Origin of the sequence: Pseudomonas lundensis, from assembly GCF_002269125.1 — a bacterium.
Taxonomy (GTDB): domain Bacteria; phylum Pseudomonadota; class Gammaproteobacteria; order Pseudomonadales; family Pseudomonadaceae; genus Aquipseudomonas; species Aquipseudomonas lundensis_A.
The window spans coordinates 1-22,851 of sequence record NZ_NQKI01000034.1; the positions used below are offsets into that span (position 1 = coordinate 1).

Below are 22,851 nucleotides of genomic sequence, written 5' to 3' on the forward strand. Positions count from 1 at the left end.
GGGAATAGCTCAGTTGGTAGAGCACGACCTTGCCAAGGTCGGGGTCGCGAGTTCGAGTCTCGTTTCCCGCTCCAAATTTTGTTTTTTGGAGCAACGCAGTTTCAAAAAACACAGAAAAGCAGCCCGCGGGCTGCTTTTTTTGTGCCTGCGATTTATGGGGCGCTGCCGAACCAGTGAGGGGCGCACCCTCATAACAGTCAAATAAGTGTTCACATATTTAAGCGTCACCTCCCGCTGGACGGTATGACTGCTAATGTTGGACATATCCCCCTGTTCAGTCAGTACTGACCTGAACCTTGCGTCAACTTCGTTGTTCAAAGCCAATAGCGCTCCGATTACGCCGACACCACACAACAAGAGAATCTGTATGAACAATCTGAAAAAGTGGCTCAGTGTCCCGCTTCTGGCGTTTGGAATCATGACACAACCCGTGTCGGCACAAAGCCAGGCTACACCGGTTCACTTCGCTGATCTCACGTGGGAAAGCGGCAGTTTTATCACTGAGGTGCTGCGCCAGCTCACCGAAAAGGGCTACGGCGTCAGCACTGACACATTGCCAGGCAGCACGGTCAGCCTTGAAGCCGCCTTGGCCAAAAATGATATCCAAGTGATCGGCGAAGAGTGGGCCGGGCGCAGCCCCGTGTGGGTCAAGGCCGAAGCTGAAGGCAAGGTCTTTGGCCTTGGCGATATTGTGAAAAATGCCAGCGAAGGGTGGTGGGTGCCTGAATACGTGATCAAGGGTGATCCGGAAAAAGGCATCAAGCCTTTGGCGCCCGAGCTGAAATCCGTCAGCGATCTGGCGCGCTACAAAGACGTTTTCCGCGATCAGGAAGACCCGAGCCGCGGACGCTTTCTCAATAGCCCCAGTGGTTGGACGTCTGAAACCGTTAACAGTCAAAAACTCAAAGCCTACGGGCTGGAGAGCGATTTTGTGAATTTCCGTACGGGTTCCGGGGCTGCGCTGGATGCCGAAATTAGCTCTTCGATCAAGCGCGGGAAGCCGGTGCTGTTCTACTACTGGTCCCCGACCCCCTTGATCGGCCGCTACCCGTTGATCAAGCTGGAAGAGCCGCCCTTTGATGCCGAAGCTTGGAAAACCCTGACCGACGCCAACGATCCGAACCCCAAGGGCACACGTTCACTGCCTGCAAAATTGGCAATTGGCGTTTCTGCGCCCTTCAAATCCCAGTACCCGCAGTTGGTTCAGTTCTATGAGAAAGTCGACTTACCGATCGACCTGCTGAATCAGACACTGGCGCAGATGAGTGAAAAACGAACCGAACCGCGCAAGGCCGCCGAGGCGTTCCTGCGTGAACAGCCGCAGATCTGGGAGCGTTGGGTAACCCCTGAAGCCGCGCAGAAGGTTAAATCGGCGCTATAAGCCGTCTATTTCTCAGAACAAGAGCCGTGCATGTTTCCTGAAAATCTGACGTTCTCCATCGCCGGCTGGGTTAACAACGGGGTCGATGCGCTGGTAAGCAATTATGGGGATGTATTTCGCAATATCTCTGACACATTGCTGTGGGCCATTATCAACCTTGAACACCTGCTGCGCCTGACGCCGTGGTGGCTCATGCTGGCCATTGTCGGAGCCATTGCCTGGCATGCCACTCGCAAAGTTTTCAGTACGCTGTTGATTGTCGGCTTGCTGTTTTTGGTCGGTGCAGTAGGGCTGTGGGACAAGCTGATGCAAACCCTGGCGCTGATGATGGTGGCCACTGTGATTTCGGTGCTCGTCGGTATTCCCTTGGGCATTCTTGCCGCGCGCAATAATCGTCTGCGAGCGGTGATGATGCCGTTGCTCGACATCATGCAAACCCTGCCGAGCTTCGTGTACCTGATCCCGGTGCTGATGCTGTTCGGTCTGGGCAAAGTACCGGCCATTTTTGCCACCGTCATTTATGCAGTCCCGCCGTTGATCCGCCTCACCGATTTGGGCCTGCGCCAAGTGGATCGCGAAGTTATGGAGGCAATCAATGCCTTTGGTGCCACCCCGTGGCAGCAACTGTTTGGCGTGCAGTTGCCGCTGGCCTTGCCCAGCATCATGGCCGGGATCAATCAGACCACCATGATGGCGTTGTCGATGGTGGTGATCGCCTCCATGATTGGCGCGAGGGGATTGGGCGAAGATGTTCTGGTGGGCATTCAGACCCTCAACGTCGGCAAAGGACTGGAGGCAGGACTGGCCATTGTGATTCTCGCCGTGGTGATTGACCGCATCACTCAGGCCTACGGGCGCCCCCGGCAGGGAGAACGTAAATGAGCCTAGCGGGCGTGAATAAAATTGAAGTCCGGCATGTGTTCAAAGTGTTTGGCAAACGTGAGAAAGAAGTGCTTGCCCTTCTTCGGGCCGGGATGAGTAAGGAGCAAGTCCTGGCCGAGACCGGCTGCGTAGTGGGCATCAATGATTTGTCGCTGTCGATCCAGGCGGGGGAGGTGTTTGTCATCATGGGCCTGTCCGGCTCGGGCAAGTCGACGCTGGTTCGTCACCTCAATCGGTTGATCGACCCCTCAAGCGGGCAGGTTTTGGTGGATGGCGAAGATATTCTTCATCTCGACATGCCAGCGCTGCGTCACCTGCGTCGCCATAGAATCAGCATGGTGTTTCAGAATTTCGGCTTGCTGCCTCATCGAAATGTACTTGAGAACGTGGCTTACGGCCTCAAGGTGCGCGGCGAGAGCAAGGCACAATGGGATGAACGGGCGCGGCACTGGATCTCTGTAGTGGGGCTCAAGGGCTACGAGCAGGCGATGATTCATCAATTGTCAGGCGGCATGCGCCAACGTGTAGGACTGGCGCGGGCGCTGGCCACCGATACTGACATTATTCTGATGGACGAAGCATTCAGCGCCCTCGATCCACTGATCCGGGCCGAAATGCAAGATCAGTTACTGGCGTTGCAGCGGTCGCTGAAAAAAACCATCGTCTTTATCACCCACGACCTGGACGAGGCGCTGCGTATTGGCAATCGCATCGCCATTCTCAAGGACGGGCAATTGATTCAGGTCGGGACCCCAGATGACATTCTGCGTGCGCCGGCCGATGACTACGTGGACCGTTTTGTAAAACGGCGTCGCACGCACGCGTGAGTCAGGGGTAATCAGCTACCGCAGAGGAAGGCGGTGCATTGCGTTTAATGAAAGAAAAGCCCGGTCCATGCAGGTTCGATGGGCTGGGCTTTCCTTAACACGTCAATGCAATGGACGCCCGATGAAGACCTTCTCCTCAACCCCCGGCTTAATCTCCCGTTTCAAGGTGCTGGGCAGTTTTAATGCCCAGGATTTCCCGCCACGCCCGACGCTTTATACCGTGCTTGCTGCCCAACTCAACGATTCGCTGGCCGAAAAGTACGGGGGGCTTGGCCTTGATGTCACAAGTCTGCACCTCGCAGAACCCTGGCCCATCGCGACTGCCTTGCTATCACCTCAAAGCACAACGCCCCAGCGTTATCGATTGATGTCCCCAGTGGACATGCTGGTCCAGTGTTTCATCGATAAACGCCCCATCAGTCTGATCCAGGGGGTGCACCGACTGACGGATGAGACCACTGAATACGATCCCCATCCCTTGGCGGTGCACATGGATGACCTGCAAACGGCTATCAATGAGTGCGCACCCTTGTTGCCCGAAATCTGGCAATGCGCTTTGACGCAGTTTTGGAGCGTAGGCAGTACTGGCGTTTCGCCAATTCTGTGGCTGAGCCAAGTGCTGCAGACAAGCCTTAGCTCAACATTGGCTCACAATCATCACGTACCGGCCTTGAGCAATGATCAAGCTGTCTCATTGGCGGTGGTGGCGAGTTTTGCGGACAGTGAACAGCGCCAAAAAGGCACGGAAGAGTCCCCTGTGCATGCCTATCTGGTCAACATTCAGGCGCTTAAGGCGCCGGGGGTTGAACGCTTTCAAGCGCCGGGCGAAATGCTTGTTTTGCGGCAGATGAATCAACGCGAGTTGGTGATGAGCTACTCCCTCAACACAGGCATCCTTGCATATGAGTCGCTGCATGATTACGGCACACGGCTCGCCCGTCGTCTGGAAGGCCAGTTGGGGCGCCGGGTGTTTTCATGGGGCTTGAACGAACCCCAGGGAAATATTTTTACCGCGCAGGCTTACACGCTGCTGGATCAACAGTTACGCAACTTGAGTGACCTTGGGCAAACGGCACAAGCTGAACGCTGGAGCGCCTGGCGGCTGGAGCGCAAGCTGGACGACGCTGCGGGAATGTTCCCTTTATTCAGTCAGGAGGATCGCCCCTGGCTCGATCATGTCATGACCAAACTGCCTTCGTGGCTCAAGCAGGCGTCTGCGCAGCACCAATTGGCCTATAGCAAACTGATCATTGCTCAAGCCCTGTCTCAGCAACAATCTGCGGGCAAAACGTTTCTTGATGAGATCGAAGCATTGCCGGTCTATGCCGGGCAACTGATCCAGAAACGGCTTGAGATCGATCACCCCCGTTCGGGGGTGGATATTTCCAGGGTGGAAATTCATGACCAGGGGGTTGAGGTGCTGACATTGCCGATCTTTACCGATGACCGGCTGTCTTTGATCGACTTTGTGTTGAGCTATCGAGGGGGCTGGCCGATCGGGCTGATTGGTGTTGAAGGGCGCGACGGCACCGTTTTGCCCGGCTGGTTTACCGCCGATTACGCCCGACAGTTAGTCGACGAGCTGGATGTCGGTACTCAGTACATTGCGCAGATCAAGCGTTTGCTGGTTGATGACGCGCAGGAAGTTGCGCGACGCAAAGTGCTATTCAAATCGCAAGTAAGTGTTCAATTGCCCATGTTCGCGCTGGAGAAGCTTATCAAGGGCGAAGCCGGGTTGACCGAGCATGGGTGGGCGGTTCTGCTGCGTTTGATGCGTCCCGATGGCAACGCGACCTTCGATAAAGGTGACTTTTGTGTACGGCCTTTAGGCTTTATAGCGTACGAAGGCGCACCGACCCATTATGTCGCCAACATGTTCATCCTCGGCCCGCGTGATATCGAAAAGGGTCCCTTTATCCTTTACCAGCCCTTCGCAACGGAGCCTTTACTGCAGGTTGAATCATGGCCGGCGCTATTGGCAGCCATCATTGAGTCCGAAGACCTGAACTACAGCGTGCTGCAATGGCTGGAAGACGACGCGCGAGGTTTTTACGCTGACGGAGGGTTTGCCCGGCCCCATCTTGAAGGTGTCTTGCTCGAAGGCTTTCTTGCCCTGTTACCGCGCAGCCCCGCGGCATTGAGTACACAACCTGTGGTGGGCGATTACTTCGACGTCTTGTTTACAGCTCATGCCAATGCCTTGATGTTACTGGCCGACAAGCAAACCGTGACGGTCGCTGAGCGACGCTGGTTGTTGGTCAAAAAAGCAGGCTGGGCGTTATTTAACGGGCTTACTTTCTTTGTCAGCGGGCCGCTGCAAAAAGCGGGCTGGTTACTTCAAACCTTGCTCAGTATTGATGGCGCCTTGCATGCTCGTCTGAGCGCTAATAAAGAAGCCGCGCGCGAATCTGTCATCGACTTGCTGATGAACGTCAGTCTGGCGTTGCTGCAAGAAGGGTTGAGTTTCAGGGGGCAAGCCAACGACCGGCGGCGTCTCAATGTGCCTGCGGATGAACCCTTGTTTTCGCGGTTTGAAGAAGGGTTTGCGCGGCCCCCCAAACCGGCCATTGAGCCACTGATGATGCCACGCAGAAATCCTGACCTGAGCCCGGCGGCTGTGCAGGACTATTCGGCGCTGGAAGTGACTTGGTTCAGTGGTCAGCAGCGTTTGACCCCCGCGCAACGCCAAGCGCTTGAAACATTTGAAGTGCACACCGACCTGTCGCAGGCCACCCGTATCGAGGTCGGCGCGTTAGCGGGGGTCATGACCCATCAAGGGCAGTCTTACGTGCGCATTGCCAGCAGCACCTATGCCGTCGCGCGTGATGCGCAGGGGTTGAGAATTCAGGATGCGCGTCAACTCGATCGCTGGGGTCCCCGTCTGGTGCGCGATGAAACGGGGCGCTGGGCACTGGATCTGCGCCTCGGCTTAAAGGGTGGCGGTCCTAAAGCGCGAATCAAGAAGCTGCGCGAGGACAGGCAGAAAAAGGTCGATGAGTTAACGCGCCAGGCTGACACCCTCAAAGGGCTCATTCAGGAAAAGGCGCGCGTGCTGAGTGTGACTCAAGGCTTGCTCGAAAGCGCAACCGAACGCAAGACCGTGTTTCTGGAGCGTTACCACCAGGAATTCGAAAGCTGGCGGCTCATGGTCCACGATCTGATTAACCTGTTGACCAAGGCAGAAAGTATTGCCCCTTCAGAACCACGTGCGCAGAGAATCCAGGGCTATTGGATCAGGTTGGCGTTGAATCATTTCAAGTTGCAAAACTTTTACGAACAGGTGCGCCAGGCTCTTCCTGTCCATAACTCTCAAGAGGACTTTCTCGAGAAGTTGATCGATGTAGTCAAAAAGCTGGAGGCCGGGTCAAGCGATGTTTACGAAAAGTGGGTTGAGCAATTGGAAAAAGCCCAGGAGATTGAAGGGAAGTTGTTCCATAACGCCGTCGAAGAGGCACAAGCCCTGAACCATGTTCATGCACGTCCCCTGCCCAAGGACAGCGCACTCCGGGAATTCAAGAGCAGAGAAGATCATGAGTATTTCGATCGCCATTGGTCTGCCGTGTATTTAGAGACTTTGTGCGAGTTAGTCATCCGGCGGGGAGGGGTTAACATGTCCCCGGAAGAACAGCATGCCTACAGCTTTTTTGCTAAAGCTTCTCTGGTCGACACGGCGTGGGCGCAATTGAGTTTGCGAATGGAAAATCAGCTATTTAGCAAAGACCATATTGCCTTGTTGGATCGGGCGATCGAGCACTACTACGCGGCCGAAAGCTTGTGCGTGAATCTCCTGAGTCTGGAGTCTGAACATTTTCGAAACCAGTATTTGGCGCCCATCATGCAGGTGATCAGACACTTGAGAGAATTTGCTGAAAACCAGCTGGAAAAAGTCATCAGAGACTCCGAAAGCTCATCGTCTGAGTTTGAAGAACCCCGACCGGGGCCTAGCCGTCTGGCTCACGTTGAGCAAAGAAAAAAAGCGGAGCCGTCCCGGCCTGCACAACACGTGATCGAAACGACGACTCATCAAGTGCTTGTGGGCGCCTTGCGAGACCCCGCCGAGGGCACCTCCGGCGACATCGTCGAGGTCACCGAAGGCTTTGGAAGGATGACGGTTCATGCGTACAAGCAAGTTGAAGGCGGAACCTGGGAGGAAATCACTCAGTTGAGGCCTGGCGTGCAGGTAGCGACTCAGTCCAGAAACCTGGCGCGACTGGAGGCTGATGCTCGGCGCTTGCTCGCCAAAGTCGAGGGTGCGATTGAAAGCAGCCGCTCCAGCGCTGCCATTTCAAAAATCCCGGTAGAAATCGAAGAGATCCTCGAATTTAAAGGCAAGAGTCTCGATGAGGTTGCCGTTCAAATAGATGTGATCTTGATGAACTCCAGCGCTGAACCCGAAATACTGACCGACACCCGTCAGCGCGCCGCGCAGGCGTTGAGTGAGGAGTTGAAGGCTGCGGCGAAACGGTTGCGTTTGGTCGGGAAAACGTTGCGCGTGGGCATGATCAAGCGTTTGCCACCGACGGGGCCTAATGTGGATTACTTGAACACTCAAAAAGAAATCAGCATTCGGCGCCTGGGTGAGCGCACGTTTTTGTCCCGTGGGCAGCGCAAAGACTACTTGCAGGAATACGTCATCAACGACACAGACGGGCGCGCATTGTGGTACGCGCACTTTCATTACAAAGCACTTGAGACGCCGGCCGCGGCGTTCGATGTGGCGCACCTGAAAACCGCAGCCCAGCGTCGATTGAGCGAACAGACACTTTATTCGAGGGCGGGTACGTCCCAAGAGGTCATCGAGGTCTACCGGGCCAAACTCGATGCAGCACTGGCTCAGCGTTTGTTTTTGTCGATCCCCTAGCATGGCAGGGCGCCGCGCAGGCGCCTCAGTCCATGGTGTAGCGAACGGTGAGTACGCCTTTCTTTTCTTTGATCGACAGGATGGGGACAGATTTTAATTGCTTCAACGAGCTGACATGGGTGCCGGCGCACGGGTAGACGGGCAGCTCGCCGAAGCCGATGAAACGTTGCTCGGCCTCCATGCGCGTCACCCGCGGCAAGTCCGCTTCGATCCATTGCTGGAGTTGCTCCTCGACCTGTTGCGCCTGCAGCGGCTGAGGGGCTTGGCCCGGCACGAAGCTGACCCGGCATTCACCCGGCCAATGATGGGCTTTACTTGGGATCCAGCCTGCGCGTTCGCCACAGACGCCGATCAAATGACCGGCCGAATGCAGGCGGGTATTCAAAAGGCGCCGTGTTTCATCGACGCGGGCTTGGTTTTCCCCTGTTTGTACGGCGGCTTTGACGACATGCACCAACGTGTCGTGCCCATGGAAAACCCTTGATCACTTCGCTGTCGCCGATCCAGCCCGTGTCGCTGGGCTGCCCGCCACCCTGAGGGTGGAAAGGCGTCGTACTCAGCTCCACCGCAAATCCATCGTCACACGGGGCGCAACTGAGCACCTCGACCTGAGCAGTAAGGCCATCTTCGGTAAAAAACAGGCGTGGGGTCATGGCGAGGTTCCTGAAAAACGTGTTTTTGAAGTATAAGGACGTCACGTTGGCGTGATAATCCCTTCAATTTTCAATGGACCTGTGCGTTGTGAGCATCAATCTACCGTTGTCTTTGTTGGCTGAAATGGCGATTTTTGTGAAGGTGGTTGAGGCCGGGAGCTTTTCTGAGGCAGCGCGCCAACTGGGTACATCGCCCTCTGCTGTGAGCCGCAGCATTGCCCGGCTGGAAAAGGCACTGGCCATCCGCGTATTGCAGCGCACCACCCGTAAATTGCGCCTGAGCGATGGCGGCGAGGAGGTGTATAAGCGTTGCCGGGATGTAGTGGGCGCGGCGCAGTCGGTCATGCAAGTCAGTGGACGTTTTACCCAAGAGGTGGAAGGTCTGGTACGCGTGAGCGTCCCCAAGGCCATCGGCCGCTACGTGATTCACCCGCATATGCCCGAGTTCCTGCGTCGCTTCCCGCACGTGGATGTGCAGTTGGTGCTGGAAGACCGGTATGTAGATTTGATTGATGGCAATGTCGACTTGAGCCTTCGTGTTACAGAGCAGCCCGCGCCAGGCCTTGCAGGGCGGCAATTGTTTGTGATCGAGCAACTGCTGTGCGCAACGCCACAATATCTGGCCGAGCATGGCGTCCCGCAACAGCCTGAAGATCTTCGCCATCACAGTTGTATCTGCCTGGGCGAGACCCCGGCCGATGCGCGGTGGAAGTTCAAACAGGGCAGCAAAGCAGCGGTTGTGGGCGTAAAAGGGCGCTACGCTGCCAATCACACGGGGGTGCGGCTGGATGCCGTGTTGCAGCATATCGGGATTGGAAGCCTGCCGTATTTCACCGCGCGGGAGGCGCTTGAGCAGGGGCTCATTGTTCAGGTGTTGCCCGAGTGGGACTTTATTGCGTCCTACCACGGCGGGGTGTGGCTCCTGTACGAACCGACCCGCTACTTGCCACCGAAATTGCGCGTGTTCATCGACTATCTGGTTGAGCGGCTGGCACAAGAACCGAGTCGACCGCTAGCCGCCTCGCGCCTGGATCGCGACCCCTGACTAAGCTGCGCAAGGTTGCGATGCTCAACAGAGTCAACGCATCGCCCGCCGTGGCAGGGGGCCTGAAACGGCGACGCAAAAAAAGACCCGCGCGGGGAACCGGGCGGGTCTGGTGTCTTGTGTGGCGCCGATCAGTGTTGAGGGCTGTCTTCGGCTGTCGGCAATGCCATGAACTGCTTTTCCTGATTCCAGTCGAACGGCTCACCGTTTTCTTCGGCCTCATGACGGCGCTCTTCAAGCGCCTGGTACATGTCCAGTTCTTCATCGGACAGGAAGTTGAAGCAGGCACCACCGAAGTACCACAGCAGGTCGCGAGGCACGAGGTGGGCGATTTGCGGGTAGCGTTCGATCACCTGGCACATGATGTCCTGGCCCAGGTACTGGCTTTCAATCGGGTCGACCGGCAAAGCGCTGCGCATTTCGTCGAAACGTTCGATAAACAACGCGTGGCTTTCTTCGGGGATCTGCTCGGCATCACCGACAGCAACCAGAATGCTGCGCAGAATGTCGAGCAACACGAGGTTGTGGTTGAGATCGTTGGTGGCCATTGCGGTGTCCTCTAAAGCAAAACGGGCGCGGGAGTATAAAGCCCCGCGCGCCCGCTGTCGTGCTATCGAATTTTCCCCTCGCTGTGAGTGAGCTCCTCTTTCGAGAAATCATCAACATCAATTACCCTGCGCCGTGCCGCCTCGGCATCGCGCAGGGTTTGCGCTTCGGCCGGTTGCAACACGCCAGCACTGAGCGCGGCATCAATTGCATGCTCCCCCGCAGCCGGTTTGACGTGCCCGCTTTTTAGACCCTGATGAAGCGTTTTGAACAGCGGCTGGGCGGCGGCCAGCAGTTCACTGGCATGTTGCAACGCGCCGACCGGATCATCGGCCGATTGTGGGCGATAGCACCCGGCAAGTACTGCTTCCAGCGTCGGGTCGCCCTTGGCGCGTCCCAGTACGGCGGCCACCTCGGCGTCCAGCGCATCGCTGGGCCCGGTGTGACGTCGGCCAAACGGGAACACCACCCCGCGCAGGAGGAAACCCAGCGTGCGGCTCGGGAAGTTTTTCAGTAATTCATCCAGCGCCCGCTCGGCATGCCCCAGGCTTTCTTCCATGGCCCAGGTAAACAGCGGATTCAGATGTTCCGGTGAATCAAGGTCGTGATAGCGCTTGAGGGCCGCGGAAGCCAAGTACATATGGCTGAGCACATCGCCCAGACGCGCCGACAGGCGTTCGCGGCGTTTTAGCTCGCCGCCCAGCAGCATCATGCTCAGGTCGGCCAGCATCGCAAACGCCGCGGCCTGGCGGTTCAAGGCGCGGAAATAGCCTTGGCTCAACGTGTTGCCCGGTGCATGTTCGAAGCGACCCAGGCCCAGATTCAACACAAAGGTGCTCGCAGCATTGCTGACGGCAAAACCGATATGTTTGAGCAGCAGGTCATCGAATTCGTGCAGGGCCTGTTCATGGTCCTCGCGCCCGGCCAGTGCCATTTCCTTTAAGACAAACGGATGGCAGCGAATGGCGCCCTGGCCGAAGATCATCAGGTTGCGCGACAAAATATTTGCGCCTTCCACGGTGATGAAGATCGGCGCACCTTGCCAGCTGCGGCCCAAGTAGTTGTTGGGGCCCATGATGATGCCTTTACCGCCGTGCACGTCCATGGCGTGGCTGATGCATTCGCGGCCACGCTCGGTGAGATGGTATTTGAGGATGGCCGACAGTACAGACGGTTTCTCGCCCAAGTCGACGGCGTTGGCCGTCAGCATGCGGACGCTGTCCATCAACCAGGCATTGCCGCCGATTCGGGCCAGCGCTTCCTGAATGCCTTCGAACGCGGCGAGGGGCACATTGAACTGTTCGCGCACCTGGGCATATTGGCCAGTGACCAAACTGGTGAACTTGGCAGCACCTGTGCCCACCGCCGGGAGGGAAATCGAACGGCCCACCGACAGGCAGTTCATCAGCATCATCCAGCCCTTGCCGAGCATCTCCTGCCCGCCAATCAGATAGTCCAGCGGAATGAACACGTCTTTGCCAGCGTTGGGGCCATTCATGAACGCTGCGCCCAATGGCAGATGACGTCGGCCAATCTCGACACCCGGCGTGTCGGTCGGAATCAACGCGAGGCTGATGCCCAGGTCTTCTTCCTCACCCAACAAGTGGTCAGGGTCGTGCGCCTTGAATGCCAAACCCAACAACGTGGCGACCGGGCCGAGTGTGATGTAGCGTTTTTCCCAGTTCAGACGCAGGCCGATGACCTCTTGGCCTTGCCACTGGCCTTTGCAAATAATCCCGGTATCGGGCATGGCGCCTGCATCCGATCCGGCAAGCGGGCCGGTAAGGGCGAAGCACGGGATGTCGTCACCCCGGGCCAGACGAGGCAGGTAGTGGTTGCGCTGTTCATCCGTGCCGTAGTGCAGCAGCAATTCTGCCGGGCCGAGGGAGTTGGGCACCATCACCGTGGACGCCAGGTCGCCGCTGCGGGTGGCGAGTTTCATGGCGACCTGCGAATGCGCAAACGCCGAAAAGCCTTTACCGCCGAACGCTTTGGGAATGATCAGTGCAAAGAAGCCGTGTTGCTTGATGTGCGCCCAGGCTTCGGGGGGTAAATCCATGCGTTGGCCGATGTCCCAGTCCGAAACCATGGCACACAGTTCTTCGGTGGGACCGTCGATGAACGCTTGTTCTTCCTCAGTCAGTTGGACTTTGGGGTAGGCCAGCAGTTGATTCCAGTCGGGACGACCGCTAAAAAGTTCGCCATCCCACCACACGGTGCCTGCATCAATGGCGTCGCGTTCGGTCTGCGACATGGGCGGCAAGGTTTTTTGGAACCAACTGAACAGTGGCGCGGTGAACACCTTGCGCCGCAGGTCAGGCAGTAGCAACAGCGCGGCCGGTACCGCCAGCAGAATCCAGAAGATCCCCAGCAGCCAGCCCGGTGCGTGGCTGAACAGGCCCATAGCCAGTAGATAGACCGCGACTATGCCCATGGCGGGCAGCGGGGCAACGCGACGGTGCGCCAACCAGGCGACGCCTACGATTAAAACCACAATCCACAACAACAGCATATTTAATCCTCCGTGAAACCAGTGGCGCGAACCTGTTAGAGCTTAGTCGCAAGTCGTGTTCGGGGTGCTATGGATAGTGACCTCACCCGGGAGGCGGAGTTCGTCCGGCGAGGTTAGACTCGTGCAGCGTCTATCAATCAGGAGTTGAGTCATGCTGAAAGTGTGGGGTCGCAAGAATTCATCTAATGTCAGAAAAGTCCTGTGGTGTGCCGAAGAGTTGGCGCTGCCCTACAGCCGTGAGGAGGCCGGTGGCGCCTTTGGTGTCGTCGATAGCCCAGCATACCGAGCGCTAAACCCTAACGGTCGGGTGCCCATGATTGAGGACGACGGTTTCGTGCTATGGGAATCCAACGCCATCGTGCGTTATCTGGCTGCGCGTTACGGGTCAGACACGGCGTGGTATCAAACTGATGTGTGCGTGCGCGCACAGGCGGACAAGTGGATGGACTGGACCACGTCGACGTTTGCAGGCCCTTTCCGCGATCTGTTTTGGGGGATTTTGCGGACTCCGGCCGAGCAGCAGGATTGGGTGCTGATTAACGCTGCACGTAAAACATGCGCAGAGTTATTGTCGATTGTGGATCAGGCGTTGTCGGAAAAACCTTATTTGTCAGGTGATGAAATTGGCATGGGTGACATTCCGCTGGGCTCGTTCATTTATGCGTGGTTTGAGATGCCTATCGAACGCCCGTCGATGCCGCATCTGGAAGCGTGGTACGAGCGCCTGAAACTGCGCCCGTGCTACCGCCATGCGGTCATGACCGCGTTGACTTAATACCCACTATTAATACGGGCGACTGTACTTGTGCGTCGAGGCCAAGCACCATGCTGCTTGCGTGTCGAACGTCTATGACAGACGGCTCGCCCTTATTTACACCTCCTATTCCCCCATCTTGGTGCGTAATCAGATATGAGTTCCGCTCTGTCCATACGGCAGCTAACCAAAACCTACGGCAACGGTTTCCAGGCCCTGAGTGGTATCGATCTGGATGTTTCTGAAGGTGATTTTTTCGCATTGCTCGGCCCCAATGGCGCCGGCAAATCCACAACCATTGGCATTCTCTCGACACTGGTGAACAAGACCAGCGGCACTGTGAATGTGTTCGGGCATGACCTGGACCGCGAACCCGCCGCCTTGAAGCGTTGCATCGGCGTGGTGCCCCAAGAGTTCAACTTCAACCAGTTTGAAAAAACCTTCGACATTGTCGTAACCCAAGCGGGCTATTACGGCATCGCACCAAAAGTCGCCAAGGAGCGCGCTGAGAAATACCTGACCCAACTCGGGTTATGGGACAAGCGCGACACGCCGTCGCGCTCTCTGTCGGGCGGCATGAAGCGCCGTTTGATGATCGCCCGCGCCCTGGTGCACGAGCCTCGCCTGCTGATCCTCGACGAGCCGACCGCAGGCGTGGACATTGAGCTGCGTCGTTCGATGTGGACCTTTCTTACAGAGCTGAATGAGCAGGGCACTACCATCATCCTCACTACTCATTACCTGGAAGAGGCTGAGCAACTGTGCCGTAACATTGGCATCATCGATCACGGCACCATCGTTGAAAACACCAGCATGCGTCAGTTGCTGGGCCAGTTGCATGTCGAAACCTTCCTGCTGGACTTGAAAACCCCGTTGCAGGCGGCCCCGCATCTGATCGGCTACCCAAGCCAGTTGCTCGACAGCATGACGTTGGAGGTTCAGGTGGACAAACAGGTCGGCATTACCGGCTTGTTCACCCAGTTGGCTGCACAGCAGATTGAAGTTGTGAGCTTGCGCAATAAAACCAATCGCCTTGAGGAGTTGTTTGTGTCGTTGGTCGAGAAAAATCTGGCGAAGGTGGCGATATGAGCTCGGAGCTACGCCCCAATCTGATTGCGCTGAACACCATTGTTTACCGCGAAGTACGTCGTTTCATGCGCATCTGGCCGCAAACCCTGCTGCCGCCAGCGATCACCATGGTGCTGTACTTTGTGATCTTCGGTAACCTGATTGGCCGACAAATCGGTGATATGGGTGGTTTCACCTATATGGAGTACATCGTGCCGGGCCTGATCATGATGTCGGTGATCACTAACGCCTACGGCAATGTGGTGTCGAGCTTTTTTGGCAGTAAGTTCCAGCGCTCCATTGAAGAATTGATGGTATCGCCAGTGTCGCCGCATACCATCCTGATCGGCTACACCGTGGGCGGGATTCTGCGAGGCTTGATGGTGGGCGTGATCGTGACCTTGCTGTCATTGTTCTTCACCCACTTGCAGGTGCATCACCTCGGGTTAACGGTGGCGGTTGTGTTGCTGACGGCGACCATCTTTTCGCTGCTGGGCTTCGTCAATGCCGTATTTGCACGTAATTTCGATGATATTTCGATCATTCCGACGTTTGTGCTCACGCCGTTGACCTATTTGGGAGGCGTGTTTTATTCGATCTCGTTGCTGCCGCCGTTCTGGCAGACGGTGTCGATGGCCAACCCGGTGCTGCACATGGTGAATGCCTTCCGCTACGGCATTTTGGGGGTGTCTGACATCAAAATCAGCGTGGCCCTGACCTTTATGGTGGTGGCGACCGTGGTGTTGTACATCTTGTGCGCCCGATTGCTGGTTAGCGGTCGCGGCATGCGTCAGTAACACGCTTTGCGCTTTGCAAAAGACCCCGTAAGGGGGCTTTTTTATGGGCGATTGTTTTGTCGGCGTTTCCATTGGCGGCTCACCCACCAGCGCCAATAGAGTTGGGTCAGGCAATAGGCGAGCGCGCCCAATACTACGCCGCATACCACAGAGCCCAGCAAGAATGGCTGCCAGAGGGTAGACAACTGCCCGCTGATCCACGCCCAGGTCAGATCGTCTGGCAAGGTACGTGCCGGCACGTCCATCAACCAGGCGCCAAGTTTGTAGGTGCAATAAAACACCGGTGGCATGGTAATCGGGTTGGTCAGCCATACCAGACCGACCGAAATGGGCATGTTGCTGCGCACGGTAATCGCGAGGAACGCTGCCAGGAGCATCTGAAAAGGCATGGGGATGAACGCGGCGAAGATGCCCACGGCCATGGCGCGGGAAACCGAGTGGCGGTTCAAGTGCCAAAGGTTCGGGTCATGCAACAGGGTGCCCATAAAGCGTAAGGATTTGTGTTCCCTGATGCTTGCCGGGTCTGGCATGTAACGTTTGAACAAACGCCGTGGCATGGGCCTCTCCCTGGGATCAATGGGGCAGTATGCCCAAATTCGTACCTGTGCCTATTCAGACTTTGTGACAATTATTAAAGCGCGGTAGGCCCGGATGAACTAATCCGAGAGGAAAGGAATTTCTGGGCTGGCTATGTATACAGGGATGTCAGGGCTGGCGCTGGGCTTGATGGCGTTGCGTTATTTGCCGGTATTGCCGCCGGTGTGGTGCTTGGTGCTGTTGTTCGGCCTGGGGCTTGGCTTGCTTTTTTTTCGCACGTACCCGCTTGGATTGTGCCTGTTGGGGCTGGTGTGGGCGTGCGTACAGGGGCAGTCGGCGCTGGATGACCGCCTGTCGGATGCCCTCGACGGGCGTACCCTGTGGATTGAGGGGCAGGTGACAGGTCTGCCGCAACGCACAGCGTCTTACGTTGCTTTTGAAATCGGGAGCCCTGTGTCTCGTCGAGCTGATCTGCCGCGCACGATTCGGGTGAGCTGGCAGGACGGGCCGCCCGTTAACAGCGGGGAGCGCTGGCGTCTGGCCGTGAAACTGAAAAAGCCGCGAGGGCTGCCTAATCCTCAGGGATTTGACTACGAGGCGTGGCTGCTTAGCAAACGGATTGGCGCAACCGGAACGGTCAAGGATGGGCAGCGTCTGGCTGCGGCTTCCTATGCGTGGCGGGACGGGCTGCGTCAACGTTTGCTGAGTGTCGATGCCCATGGTCGGGCACCGTGGTTGGCGGCGTTGGTGATGGGGGATGGCTCCGGTCTGGAGCGCGAAGACTGGACGCTGTTACAAACCACGGGCACGGTGCACTTACTGGTGATCTCGGGTCAGCACATCGGGTTGTTTGCCGGGTTGCTCTACGGGTTGATTGCGCTGCTGGCGCGGTACGGCCTTTGGCCGCGAGGTTGGCCGTGGCTGCCTTGGGCATGTGGCGTGGCGTTTGTAGGGGCTGTCAGTTATGGCCTGTTGGCCGGATTTGAAGTGCCTGTGCAGCGCGCCTGCGTGATGCTGGGGCTGGTGCTGTTATGGCGCCTGCGCTTTCGTCATTTAGGTGTGTGGCTACCGTTTTTGCTGGCGTTGAATGCAGTCTTGCTGGTGGAGCCGTTAGCCAGCCTGATGCCGGGTTTTTGGCTTTCTTTTGCAGCGGTTGCCGTGCTGATTTTCACCTTCAGCGGGCGTTTGGGTGCATGGCGTCTATGGTCAGCCTGGACAAGGCCCCACGGGCTGATTACTTTGGGGCTGTTTCCCGTGATGTGGGCCTTGGCGTTACCCGTGAGTGTGACCGGGCCTCTGGCAAATCTGGTAGCCGTGCCGTGGATCAGCCTGCTGGTTTTGCCTAGTGCGTTGCTGGGCACATTTTTGCTGCCCGTGCCCTGGCTCGCAGAAGGGTTGCTCTGGGTGTCAGGTGGTTTGCTTGACGTGCTGATACGCGGTTTGACCTGGCTTGCCGGGACGTTCCCTTCATGGCTGCCGCCAAACGTGCCCGTCGAAATTTGGGCGCTGGCGGCGGCCGGGACAGTGATGCTGTTGTTGCCTGCGGGCGTTACGTTGAGGCCGTTGGGTTGGCCCTTGCTGGCATTGGCAATGCTGGCACCACGTGAGCAGGTTCCCCACGGTCAGGTCGAGGTCTGGCAGATAGATGTTGGTCAAGGGTTAGCGATGCTGCTAAGAACCCGTCACCACACCGTGCTGTATGACGCAGGCCCCAAATTCAGGGACCTGGATCAGGGAGAGCGGATCGTCGTGCCGTTCTTGCGCTCGCAAGGTATCGGCCAACTGGACTTGATGCTGATCAGCCATGCTGATGCTGACCATGCAGGCGGTGCGCTGGCGGTCCAGCGCGCGCTGAACGTCAATCAGGTGATCAGCGGCGACGTACCGGGTTTGCCTGCTCAGCTTCAGGCTCGACACTGCGCCGCGGGGCAAGGCTGGGAGTGGGACGGTGTACGCTTTTCACTCTGGCAATGGGCGGATGCCAGCAACGGTAACCAGAAGTCTTGCGTGCTGTTGGTGCAGGCTGGCGATGAGCGGCTATTGCTGACCGGGGACATCGACGTGCAGGCTGAGCGAGCCTTTTTGCGCAGCCCTTTGGCGATCCCCGTGCAATGGTTGCAGGCCCCGCACCACGGCAGCCGCACCTCGTCATCCCGGGTGTTTTTGAATACGCTGTCTGCGCAAAATGTCCTGATATCGCGTGGTGCTGGCAATAGTTTTGGCCACCCGCACCCTCAGGTACTGGCTCGCTACCGGGCGTTGGGCATGACGGTGCTCGACAGTGCAGAACAAGGCGCCGTGCGTTTCTGGCTGGGGGCAAAGGGGGCGGCCACAGGCGAGCGTCAACAACGCAGGTTCTGGCGCCATGACGGGTGACAGGGGTTTTGTGCGCGCCTGAGCGCCAGTCCAATCCTATGGTAGAGTGGCGCACTTTTTCGAGGGGATTGTCACTGTGTGGGAACTGGTCAAATCCGGTGGCTGGATGATGCTGCCGATCATTCTGAGCTCTGTTGCCGCGCTGGGCATTATTGTCGAGCGTCTTTGGACTTTACGCGCCAGCCGCGTGACGCCGCCCCATCTGCTGGGGCAAGTCTGGGTCTGGATCAAAGACAAGCAGCTGGACAAGGAAAAACTCAAACAACTGCGTGCAGATTCGCCGCTGGGTGAAATCCTTGCGGCGGGCCTGGCCAATTCCCGGCACGGTCGCGAGATCATGAAAGAGTGCATTGAGGAAGCGGCTGCCCGTGTGATTCACGAGCTTGAGCGCTACCTCAATGCGCTGGGCACCATCGCTGCCATGGCGCCGTTGCTGGGCCTGTTAGGGACGGTGCTGGGCATGATCGACATTTTCAGCTCGTTCATGGGGTCGGGCATGACCACCAATGCTGCCATCCTGGCCGGCGGTATCTCCAAGGCGTTGATCACCACGGCAGCGGGCTTGATGGTGGGTATTCCTGCGGTGTTCTTCCACCGTTTCCTGCAGCGCCGGGTCGACGAGCTGGTGGTCGGCATGGAGCAGGAAGCCATCAAACTGGTTGAAGTGGTTCAAGGCGACCGGGAAGTCGACATGGCCGGGAGCAACGCGTGAAATTTCGCCGCAAGCCACGAGAAACGGTGGATATCAACCTCGCTTCGCTGATCGACGTGGTGTTTATCCTGTTGCTGTTTTTTGTCGTGACCACCACCTTTACCCGTGAAACCCAACTGCGGGTAGACCTGCCTGAAGCTGTCAGCGGCTCCCCGAGCGAAGACCAAAACCTTAAACAACTGGATATCGCCATCAGTGCGGACGGCGTGTTTTCGGTGAACAACCAGCTGTTGCCGAAAAATGATCTGGCCAGCCTGATGGACGCCCTGCAAAAAGAATCCGGCGGTGATACGTCATTGCCGTTGTCGATCAGTGCCGATGGCAAAACTCAACATCAGGCCGTGGTTACGGCCATGGATGCGGCGGGCAAGCTAGGGTTCAGCCATTTGCGCATGACCACTGTCGAGGCGCAGTCGAATCCCTGATGGCCATCTCTGATCGTTTGTTGCAGGCATGGTATGCCGGGCACCCCTTGTTGGCATTACTCAGACCGCTCGAATGCCTCTATCGGCGCGTAGTGGACGGTAAGCGCGCACGTTTTGTCGCGGGGCAGGGTGACATTTACCGTGCTCCCGTGCCTATTGTAATCGTGGGCAATATCACCGTGGGTGGCACGGGCAAGACGCCTATGATCCTGTGGCTGATCGAGCATTGCCAACGCAAGGGGCTGCGGGTCGGCGTGGTCAGCCGGGGGTATGGGGCCAAACCGGGGCAGTTCCCTTGGCGCGTCACGGCGGATCAACCTGCCGCGCAGGCAGGGGATGAGCCCTTGTTGATCGTGCAGCGTACGGGCGTGCCTCTGATGATCGACCCTGATCGCAGCCGTGCGGTGAAAACGCTGCTGGCCACCGAGCCGCTGGACGTGATTCTGTCGGACGACGGTTTGCAGCATTACCGGTTGGCCCGCGACCTGGAACTGGTCTTGATCGATAACGCACGGGGGCTGGGTAACGGCCGCTGCCTGCCTGCCGGTCCGCTGCGTGAGCCAGCTGAACGCCTGAGCAGTGTGGATGCGGTGCTGTATAACGGCGCCCTGACGGATCCGCAGCCCGGCTTTGCCTTTCAGTTGCAGCCGACAGCGCTGATCAACGTGCGCACGGGCGAGCGTCAGCCACTGGATTATTTTCCTTGCGGACAGGCATTGCATGCGGTGGCCGGTATCGGTAATCCGCAGCGTTTTTTCAACACCCTCGAAACGCTACACTGGCGGCCAATTGGCCACGCGTTTGCCGACCACGCGCCCTACAGTGCCGAGATCCTGAAGTTCAAGCCGGATCTGCCGCTGGTCATGACGGAAAAGGATGCGGTGAAATGCCGCGACTTTGCCGCGCCGAACTGGTGGTATCTGGCGGTAGACGCTGTACCTTCAGAGACCTTCGCGCGCTGGCTCGATCAACAGTTATTGCGTCTTTTACCTGATCGTTTTTTGCCCTAACTCATCTTTATTCAGGGAAACCTTATGGACACCAAATTGCTCGATATCCTTGCCTGCCCGGTTTGCAAAGGCCCGCTCAAGCTCAGCGCCGACAAAAAGGAGCTGATCAGCAAGGGCGCCGGTCTCGCGTACCCGATCCGCGATGGCATTCCGGTCATGCTTGAAACCGAAGCCCGCACCCTTACCGATGATGAGCGTCTGGATAAATGATTCCGGTTTTTACGGTCGTTATTCCCTCACGCTTTGCCTCGACGCGTTTGCCTGGCAAGCCGTTGCAAATGATTGCGGGCAAACCCATGGTCCAGCATGTCTGGGAACAGGCGTGCAAAAGCAGTGCCCAGCGTGTCGTGGTCGCAACCGATGACGCACGCATCGTCGATGCCTGCAAGGCGTTTGGCGCCGAGGTGCTGTTGACCCGGGCCGACCATGAGTCAGGCACCGACCGTCTGGCTGAAGTGGCGACGCAATTGGGTTTGGCCAGTGATGCGATCGTGGTCAACGTACAGGGTGATGAGCCGCTGATCCCGCCGCAAGTGATTGATCAGGTGGCCGTCAACCTCGCGGCCCATGGTGAGGCCAGCATGGCCACCTTGGCGGAGCCGATTGAAGACGTCGCGATGTTGTTCAATCCGAACGTGGTCAAAGTGGTCAGCGATATCAACGGCCTTGCGCTGACGTTTAGCCGTGCCACGTTGCCGTGGGCGCGTGACGATTTTGCCCTGAGCTGCGACCGTTTGCCCGAGGGCGTGCCATACCGCCGTCATATCGGGATCTACGCCTATCGGGCGGGCTTCCTCCATGACTTCGTCAGTTGGGGGCCTTGCTGGCTTGAGAACACCGAGCGTCTTGAACAGCTGCGGGCGTTGTGGCACGGCGTACGGATTCATGTGGCTGATGTGCTGGAGGCGCCGCCTGCGGGTGTCGACACCCCCGAAGACCTGGAGCGCGTTCGGCGTTTGTTGGAGGCGTGATGCGCGTCCTGTTCGTCTGTTTGGGTAACATTTGCCGATCACCGACGGCTGAAGGTGTGCTGCGTCACAAGTTGCAGCAGGCTGGCCTTGAACGGCAGGTTGAAGTGGCGTCGGCCGGGACCGGCGGCTGGCATGCGGGCGAGCCGCCGGACAAGCGTACTCAGCGGGCGGCTCAGCTGCGAGGCTATGACCTGTCGCAGCAACGTGCGCAACAGGTTCGCGTGCAGGATTTCGAGCGCTATGACCTGATTCTGGCGATGGATAACAGTAATTTACGGGACCTTCAGGCCATGCAGCCTGCCAATGGCAAGGCTGAACTTGATGTGTTCCTGCGTCGATATAAGGGAGTGAAAAGTGAAGTTCCCGACCCTTATTACGACGGCGAACAAGGGTTCGTTGAAGTGCTGGACTTGATAGAAGCAGCGTGTGATGGGCTGATGATCGAATTGAAGGGACGTGTATGAGTTTGCAGTTGCAGGTTGATGCGTCGCTCAAGCCGTTCAACAGTTTCGGTGTCGATGTGCGTGCGCGGCTGTTTGCCGAGGCGCACAACGACGCTGAGGTGCGTGAAGCGTTGCAGTATTGCGCCAAGCGGGAACTGCCGTTACTGGTTATTGGTGGCGGCAGCAATTTGCTGCTGACGCAGGATGTGCAGGCGCTGGTCTTGAGGATGGCCACCCGCGGCATTCGGGTGATTGAGGACAGTGGGCAACAAGTGGTGGTAGAGGCCGAGGCGGGCGAAGTGTGGCATGCCTTTGTCTTGTGGACCCTGGGCCAGGGGTTCGCCGGGCTTGAGAACCTGAGCCTGATCCCCGGCACGGTCGGCGCTGCACCGATGCAGAACATTGGCGCCTACGGGGTTGAGATTAAGGATGTGTTTGCCGGGCTGACGGCGCTGGATCGTCAAACAGGTCAACTGCGTGATTTCACCCTGGACGAATGCAACTTTGGTTACCGTGACAGCGTATTCAAGCAAACTCCGGGGCGTTGGCTGATTCTGCGGGTACGTTTTGCCCTTAGCCGCGCTGCCCGTTTGCACCTGGAATATGGCCCGGTACGCCAGCGGCTGAGCGAGCAAGGCATTGATCAGCCGACGGCCAGTGATGTCAGTCGTGCCATCAGCAGCATCCGCAGCGAAAAACTGCCTGATCCAGCGGTGCTCGGCAATGCCGGGAGCTTCTTCAAAAACCCGGTGGTGTCGCAGGCGCTGGCAGCCGAGCTGAAATTGACCCACCCCAACATCGTGGGCTACCCCCAGGCCGATGGCCAGGTCAAGCTGGCGGCCGGGTGGTTGATCGAAACGGCGGGCTGGAAAGGCTTTCGTGAAGACGATGCAGGCGTCCACCGTTTGCAGTCGCTGGTGCTGGTCAACTATGGCGCGGCAACCGGTGTGCAGTTGTTATCGCTGGCGCAGCGCATTCAGGAAGATATCGCACGACGGTTCAAGGTGCAGCTCGAGATGGAACCCAACCTGTATTGATGCACGCCTTTACG

At 57.7% G+C, this 22,851-nt stretch carries 19 protein-coding genes and 1 pseudogene; 16 read left to right on the top strand and 4 right to left on the bottom strand.

The features are described 5' to 3' along the window. The first annotated feature begins 367 nt into the window (after window positions 1-367). The 4 genes from CJF39_RS18040 to CJF39_RS18055 all read left to right on the top strand — a co-directional run bounded on the left by CJF39_RS18040 (window position 368) and on the right by CJF39_RS18055 (window position 7,951). A complete protein-coding gene (locus CJF39_RS18040; RefSeq protein WP_094994663.1) occupies window positions 368-1,381 on the top strand; it encodes an ABC transporter substrate-binding protein in 1,014 nt (337 codons plus the stop codon). Window positions 1,382-1,411: 30 nt separating this feature from the next. Beyond that, window positions 1,412-2,263, top strand: a complete 852-nt coding sequence (locus tag CJF39_RS18045; protein WP_094994664.1) for an ABC transporter permease — start codon at window positions 1,412-1,414, stop codon at window positions 2,261-2,263. Further along, window positions 2,260-3,090 (top strand): quaternary amine ABC transporter ATP-binding protein, encoded by an 831-nt coding sequence (locus tag CJF39_RS18050; protein ID WP_094994665.1) that lies wholly within the window; start codon window positions 2,260-2,262, stop codon window positions 3,088-3,090. The genes CJF39_RS18045 and CJF39_RS18050 overlap by 4 nt, the downstream gene beginning before the upstream one ends. Before the next feature lie 121 nt (window positions 3,091-3,211). Further along, complete coding sequence (locus CJF39_RS18055) at window positions 3,212-7,951, top strand: dermonecrotic toxin domain-containing protein (RefSeq protein ID WP_094994666.1); 4,740 nt, start codon at window positions 3,212-3,214, stop codon at window positions 7,949-7,951. A gap of 25 nt (window positions 7,952-7,976) precedes the next feature. Here the strand turns inward: CJF39_RS18055 and CJF39_RS18060 are convergent. Further along, window positions 7,977-8,604 (bottom strand): annotated as a pseudogene (locus CJF39_RS18060) (alanyl-tRNA editing protein). 88 nt (window positions 8,605-8,692) lie between these two features. Between CJF39_RS18060 and CJF39_RS18065 the strand changes: the two are divergent. Next, window positions 8,693-9,649, top strand: coding sequence for a LysR family transcriptional regulator (locus CJF39_RS18065; RefSeq protein ID WP_094994701.1), 957 nt, complete (start codon window positions 8,693-8,695; stop codon window positions 9,647-9,649). 131 nt (window positions 9,650-9,780) lie between these two features. Here CJF39_RS18065 and CJF39_RS18070 read toward each other — a convergent pair whose 3' ends face one another. Both CJF39_RS18070 and CJF39_RS18075 read right to left on the bottom strand, forming a co-directional pair. Next, window positions 9,781-10,197 (bottom strand): PA2817 family protein, encoded by a 417-nt coding sequence (locus CJF39_RS18070; protein WP_094994667.1) that lies wholly within the window; start codon window positions 10,195-10,197, stop codon window positions 9,781-9,783. 62 nt (window positions 10,198-10,259) lie between these two features. Beyond that, window positions 10,260-12,707: an acyl-CoA dehydrogenase gene (locus CJF39_RS18075; RefSeq protein WP_094994668.1), complete on the bottom strand. Its 2,448-nt coding sequence runs from the start codon at window positions 12,705-12,707 to the stop codon at window positions 10,260-10,262. A 151-nt stretch (window positions 12,708-12,858) separates the two neighbouring features. On the opposite strand from CJF39_RS18075, the gene CJF39_RS18080 reads away from it, so the two are divergent. From CJF39_RS18080 to CJF39_RS18090, 3 genes are all read left to right on the top strand, one after another. Beyond that, the gene (locus CJF39_RS18080) at window positions 12,859-13,482 is read left to right on the top strand and encodes a glutathione S-transferase (protein WP_094994669.1); all 624 of its coding nucleotides are present in this window, start codon (window positions 12,859-12,861) and stop codon (window positions 13,480-13,482) included. A 135-nt stretch (window positions 13,483-13,617) separates the two neighbouring features. Next, entirely contained in the window at window positions 13,618-14,550 is a 933-nt protein-coding gene (locus CJF39_RS18085; RefSeq protein WP_094994670.1) for an ABC transporter ATP-binding protein, read from the top strand. Continuing rightward, window positions 14,547-15,326 carry an ABC transporter permease gene (locus tag CJF39_RS18090; protein ID WP_094994671.1) on the top strand — a complete coding sequence of 260 codons (780 nt, stop codon included), beginning with the start codon at window positions 14,547-14,549 and terminating at the stop codon, window positions 15,324-15,326. The genes CJF39_RS18085 and CJF39_RS18090 overlap by 4 nt, the downstream gene beginning before the upstream one ends. Before the next feature lie 41 nt (window positions 15,327-15,367). On the opposite strand, the gene CJF39_RS18095 is transcribed toward CJF39_RS18090, so the two are convergent. Next, a complete protein-coding gene (locus tag CJF39_RS18095; protein WP_094994672.1) occupies window positions 15,368-15,883 on the bottom strand; it encodes a DUF2062 domain-containing protein in 516 nt (171 codons plus the stop codon). A gap of 133 nt (window positions 15,884-16,016) precedes the next feature. Here CJF39_RS18095 and CJF39_RS18100 point away from each other — a divergent pair, with 133 nt between their 5' ends. From CJF39_RS18100 to murB, 8 genes are all read left to right on the top strand, one after another. Next, window positions 16,017-18,239, top strand: coding sequence for a DNA internalization-related competence protein ComEC/Rec2 (locus tag CJF39_RS18100; RefSeq protein ID WP_170942700.1), 2,223 nt, complete (start codon window positions 16,017-16,019; stop codon window positions 18,237-18,239). A 76-nt stretch (window positions 18,240-18,315) separates the two neighbouring features. Next, window positions 18,316-18,951, top strand: a complete 636-nt coding sequence (locus tag CJF39_RS18105) for a MotA/TolQ/ExbB proton channel family protein (RefSeq protein ID WP_094994702.1) — start codon at window positions 18,316-18,318, stop codon at window positions 18,949-18,951. Then, a complete protein-coding gene (locus CJF39_RS18110) occupies window positions 18,948-19,376 on the top strand; it encodes an ExbD/TolR family protein (RefSeq protein ID WP_094994674.1) in 429 nt (142 codons plus the stop codon). Before CJF39_RS18105 ends, CJF39_RS18110 begins: the two co-directional genes overlap by 4 nt. After that, on the top strand, window positions 19,376-20,386 hold the full coding sequence (gene lpxK / locus CJF39_RS18115; protein ID WP_094994675.1) for a tetraacyldisaccharide 4'-kinase: 1,011 nt from the start codon (window positions 19,376-19,378) through the stop codon (window positions 20,384-20,386). Before CJF39_RS18110 ends, lpxK begins: the two co-directional genes overlap by 1 nt. Before the next feature lie 24 nt (window positions 20,387-20,410). Next, a complete protein-coding gene (locus CJF39_RS18120) occupies window positions 20,411-20,596 on the top strand; it encodes a Trm112 family protein (protein ID WP_094994676.1) in 186 nt (61 codons plus the stop codon). Further along, window positions 20,593-21,357: a 3-deoxy-manno-octulosonate cytidylyltransferase gene (kdsB, locus tag CJF39_RS18125; RefSeq protein WP_094994677.1), complete on the top strand. Its 765-nt coding sequence runs from the start codon at window positions 20,593-20,595 to the stop codon at window positions 21,355-21,357. The genes CJF39_RS18120 and kdsB overlap by 4 nt, the downstream gene beginning before the upstream one ends. Next, window positions 21,357-21,821, top strand: coding sequence for a low molecular weight protein-tyrosine-phosphatase (locus CJF39_RS18130; protein WP_094994678.1), 465 nt, complete (start codon window positions 21,357-21,359; stop codon window positions 21,819-21,821). The genes kdsB and CJF39_RS18130 overlap by 1 nt, the downstream gene beginning before the upstream one ends. Continuing rightward, window positions 21,818-22,837 (top strand): UDP-N-acetylmuramate dehydrogenase, encoded by a 1,020-nt coding sequence (gene murB / locus CJF39_RS18135; protein WP_094994679.1) that lies wholly within the window; start codon window positions 21,818-21,820, stop codon window positions 22,835-22,837. Before CJF39_RS18130 ends, murB begins: the two co-directional genes overlap by 4 nt. Window positions 22,838-22,851: the final 14 nt, after the last annotated feature.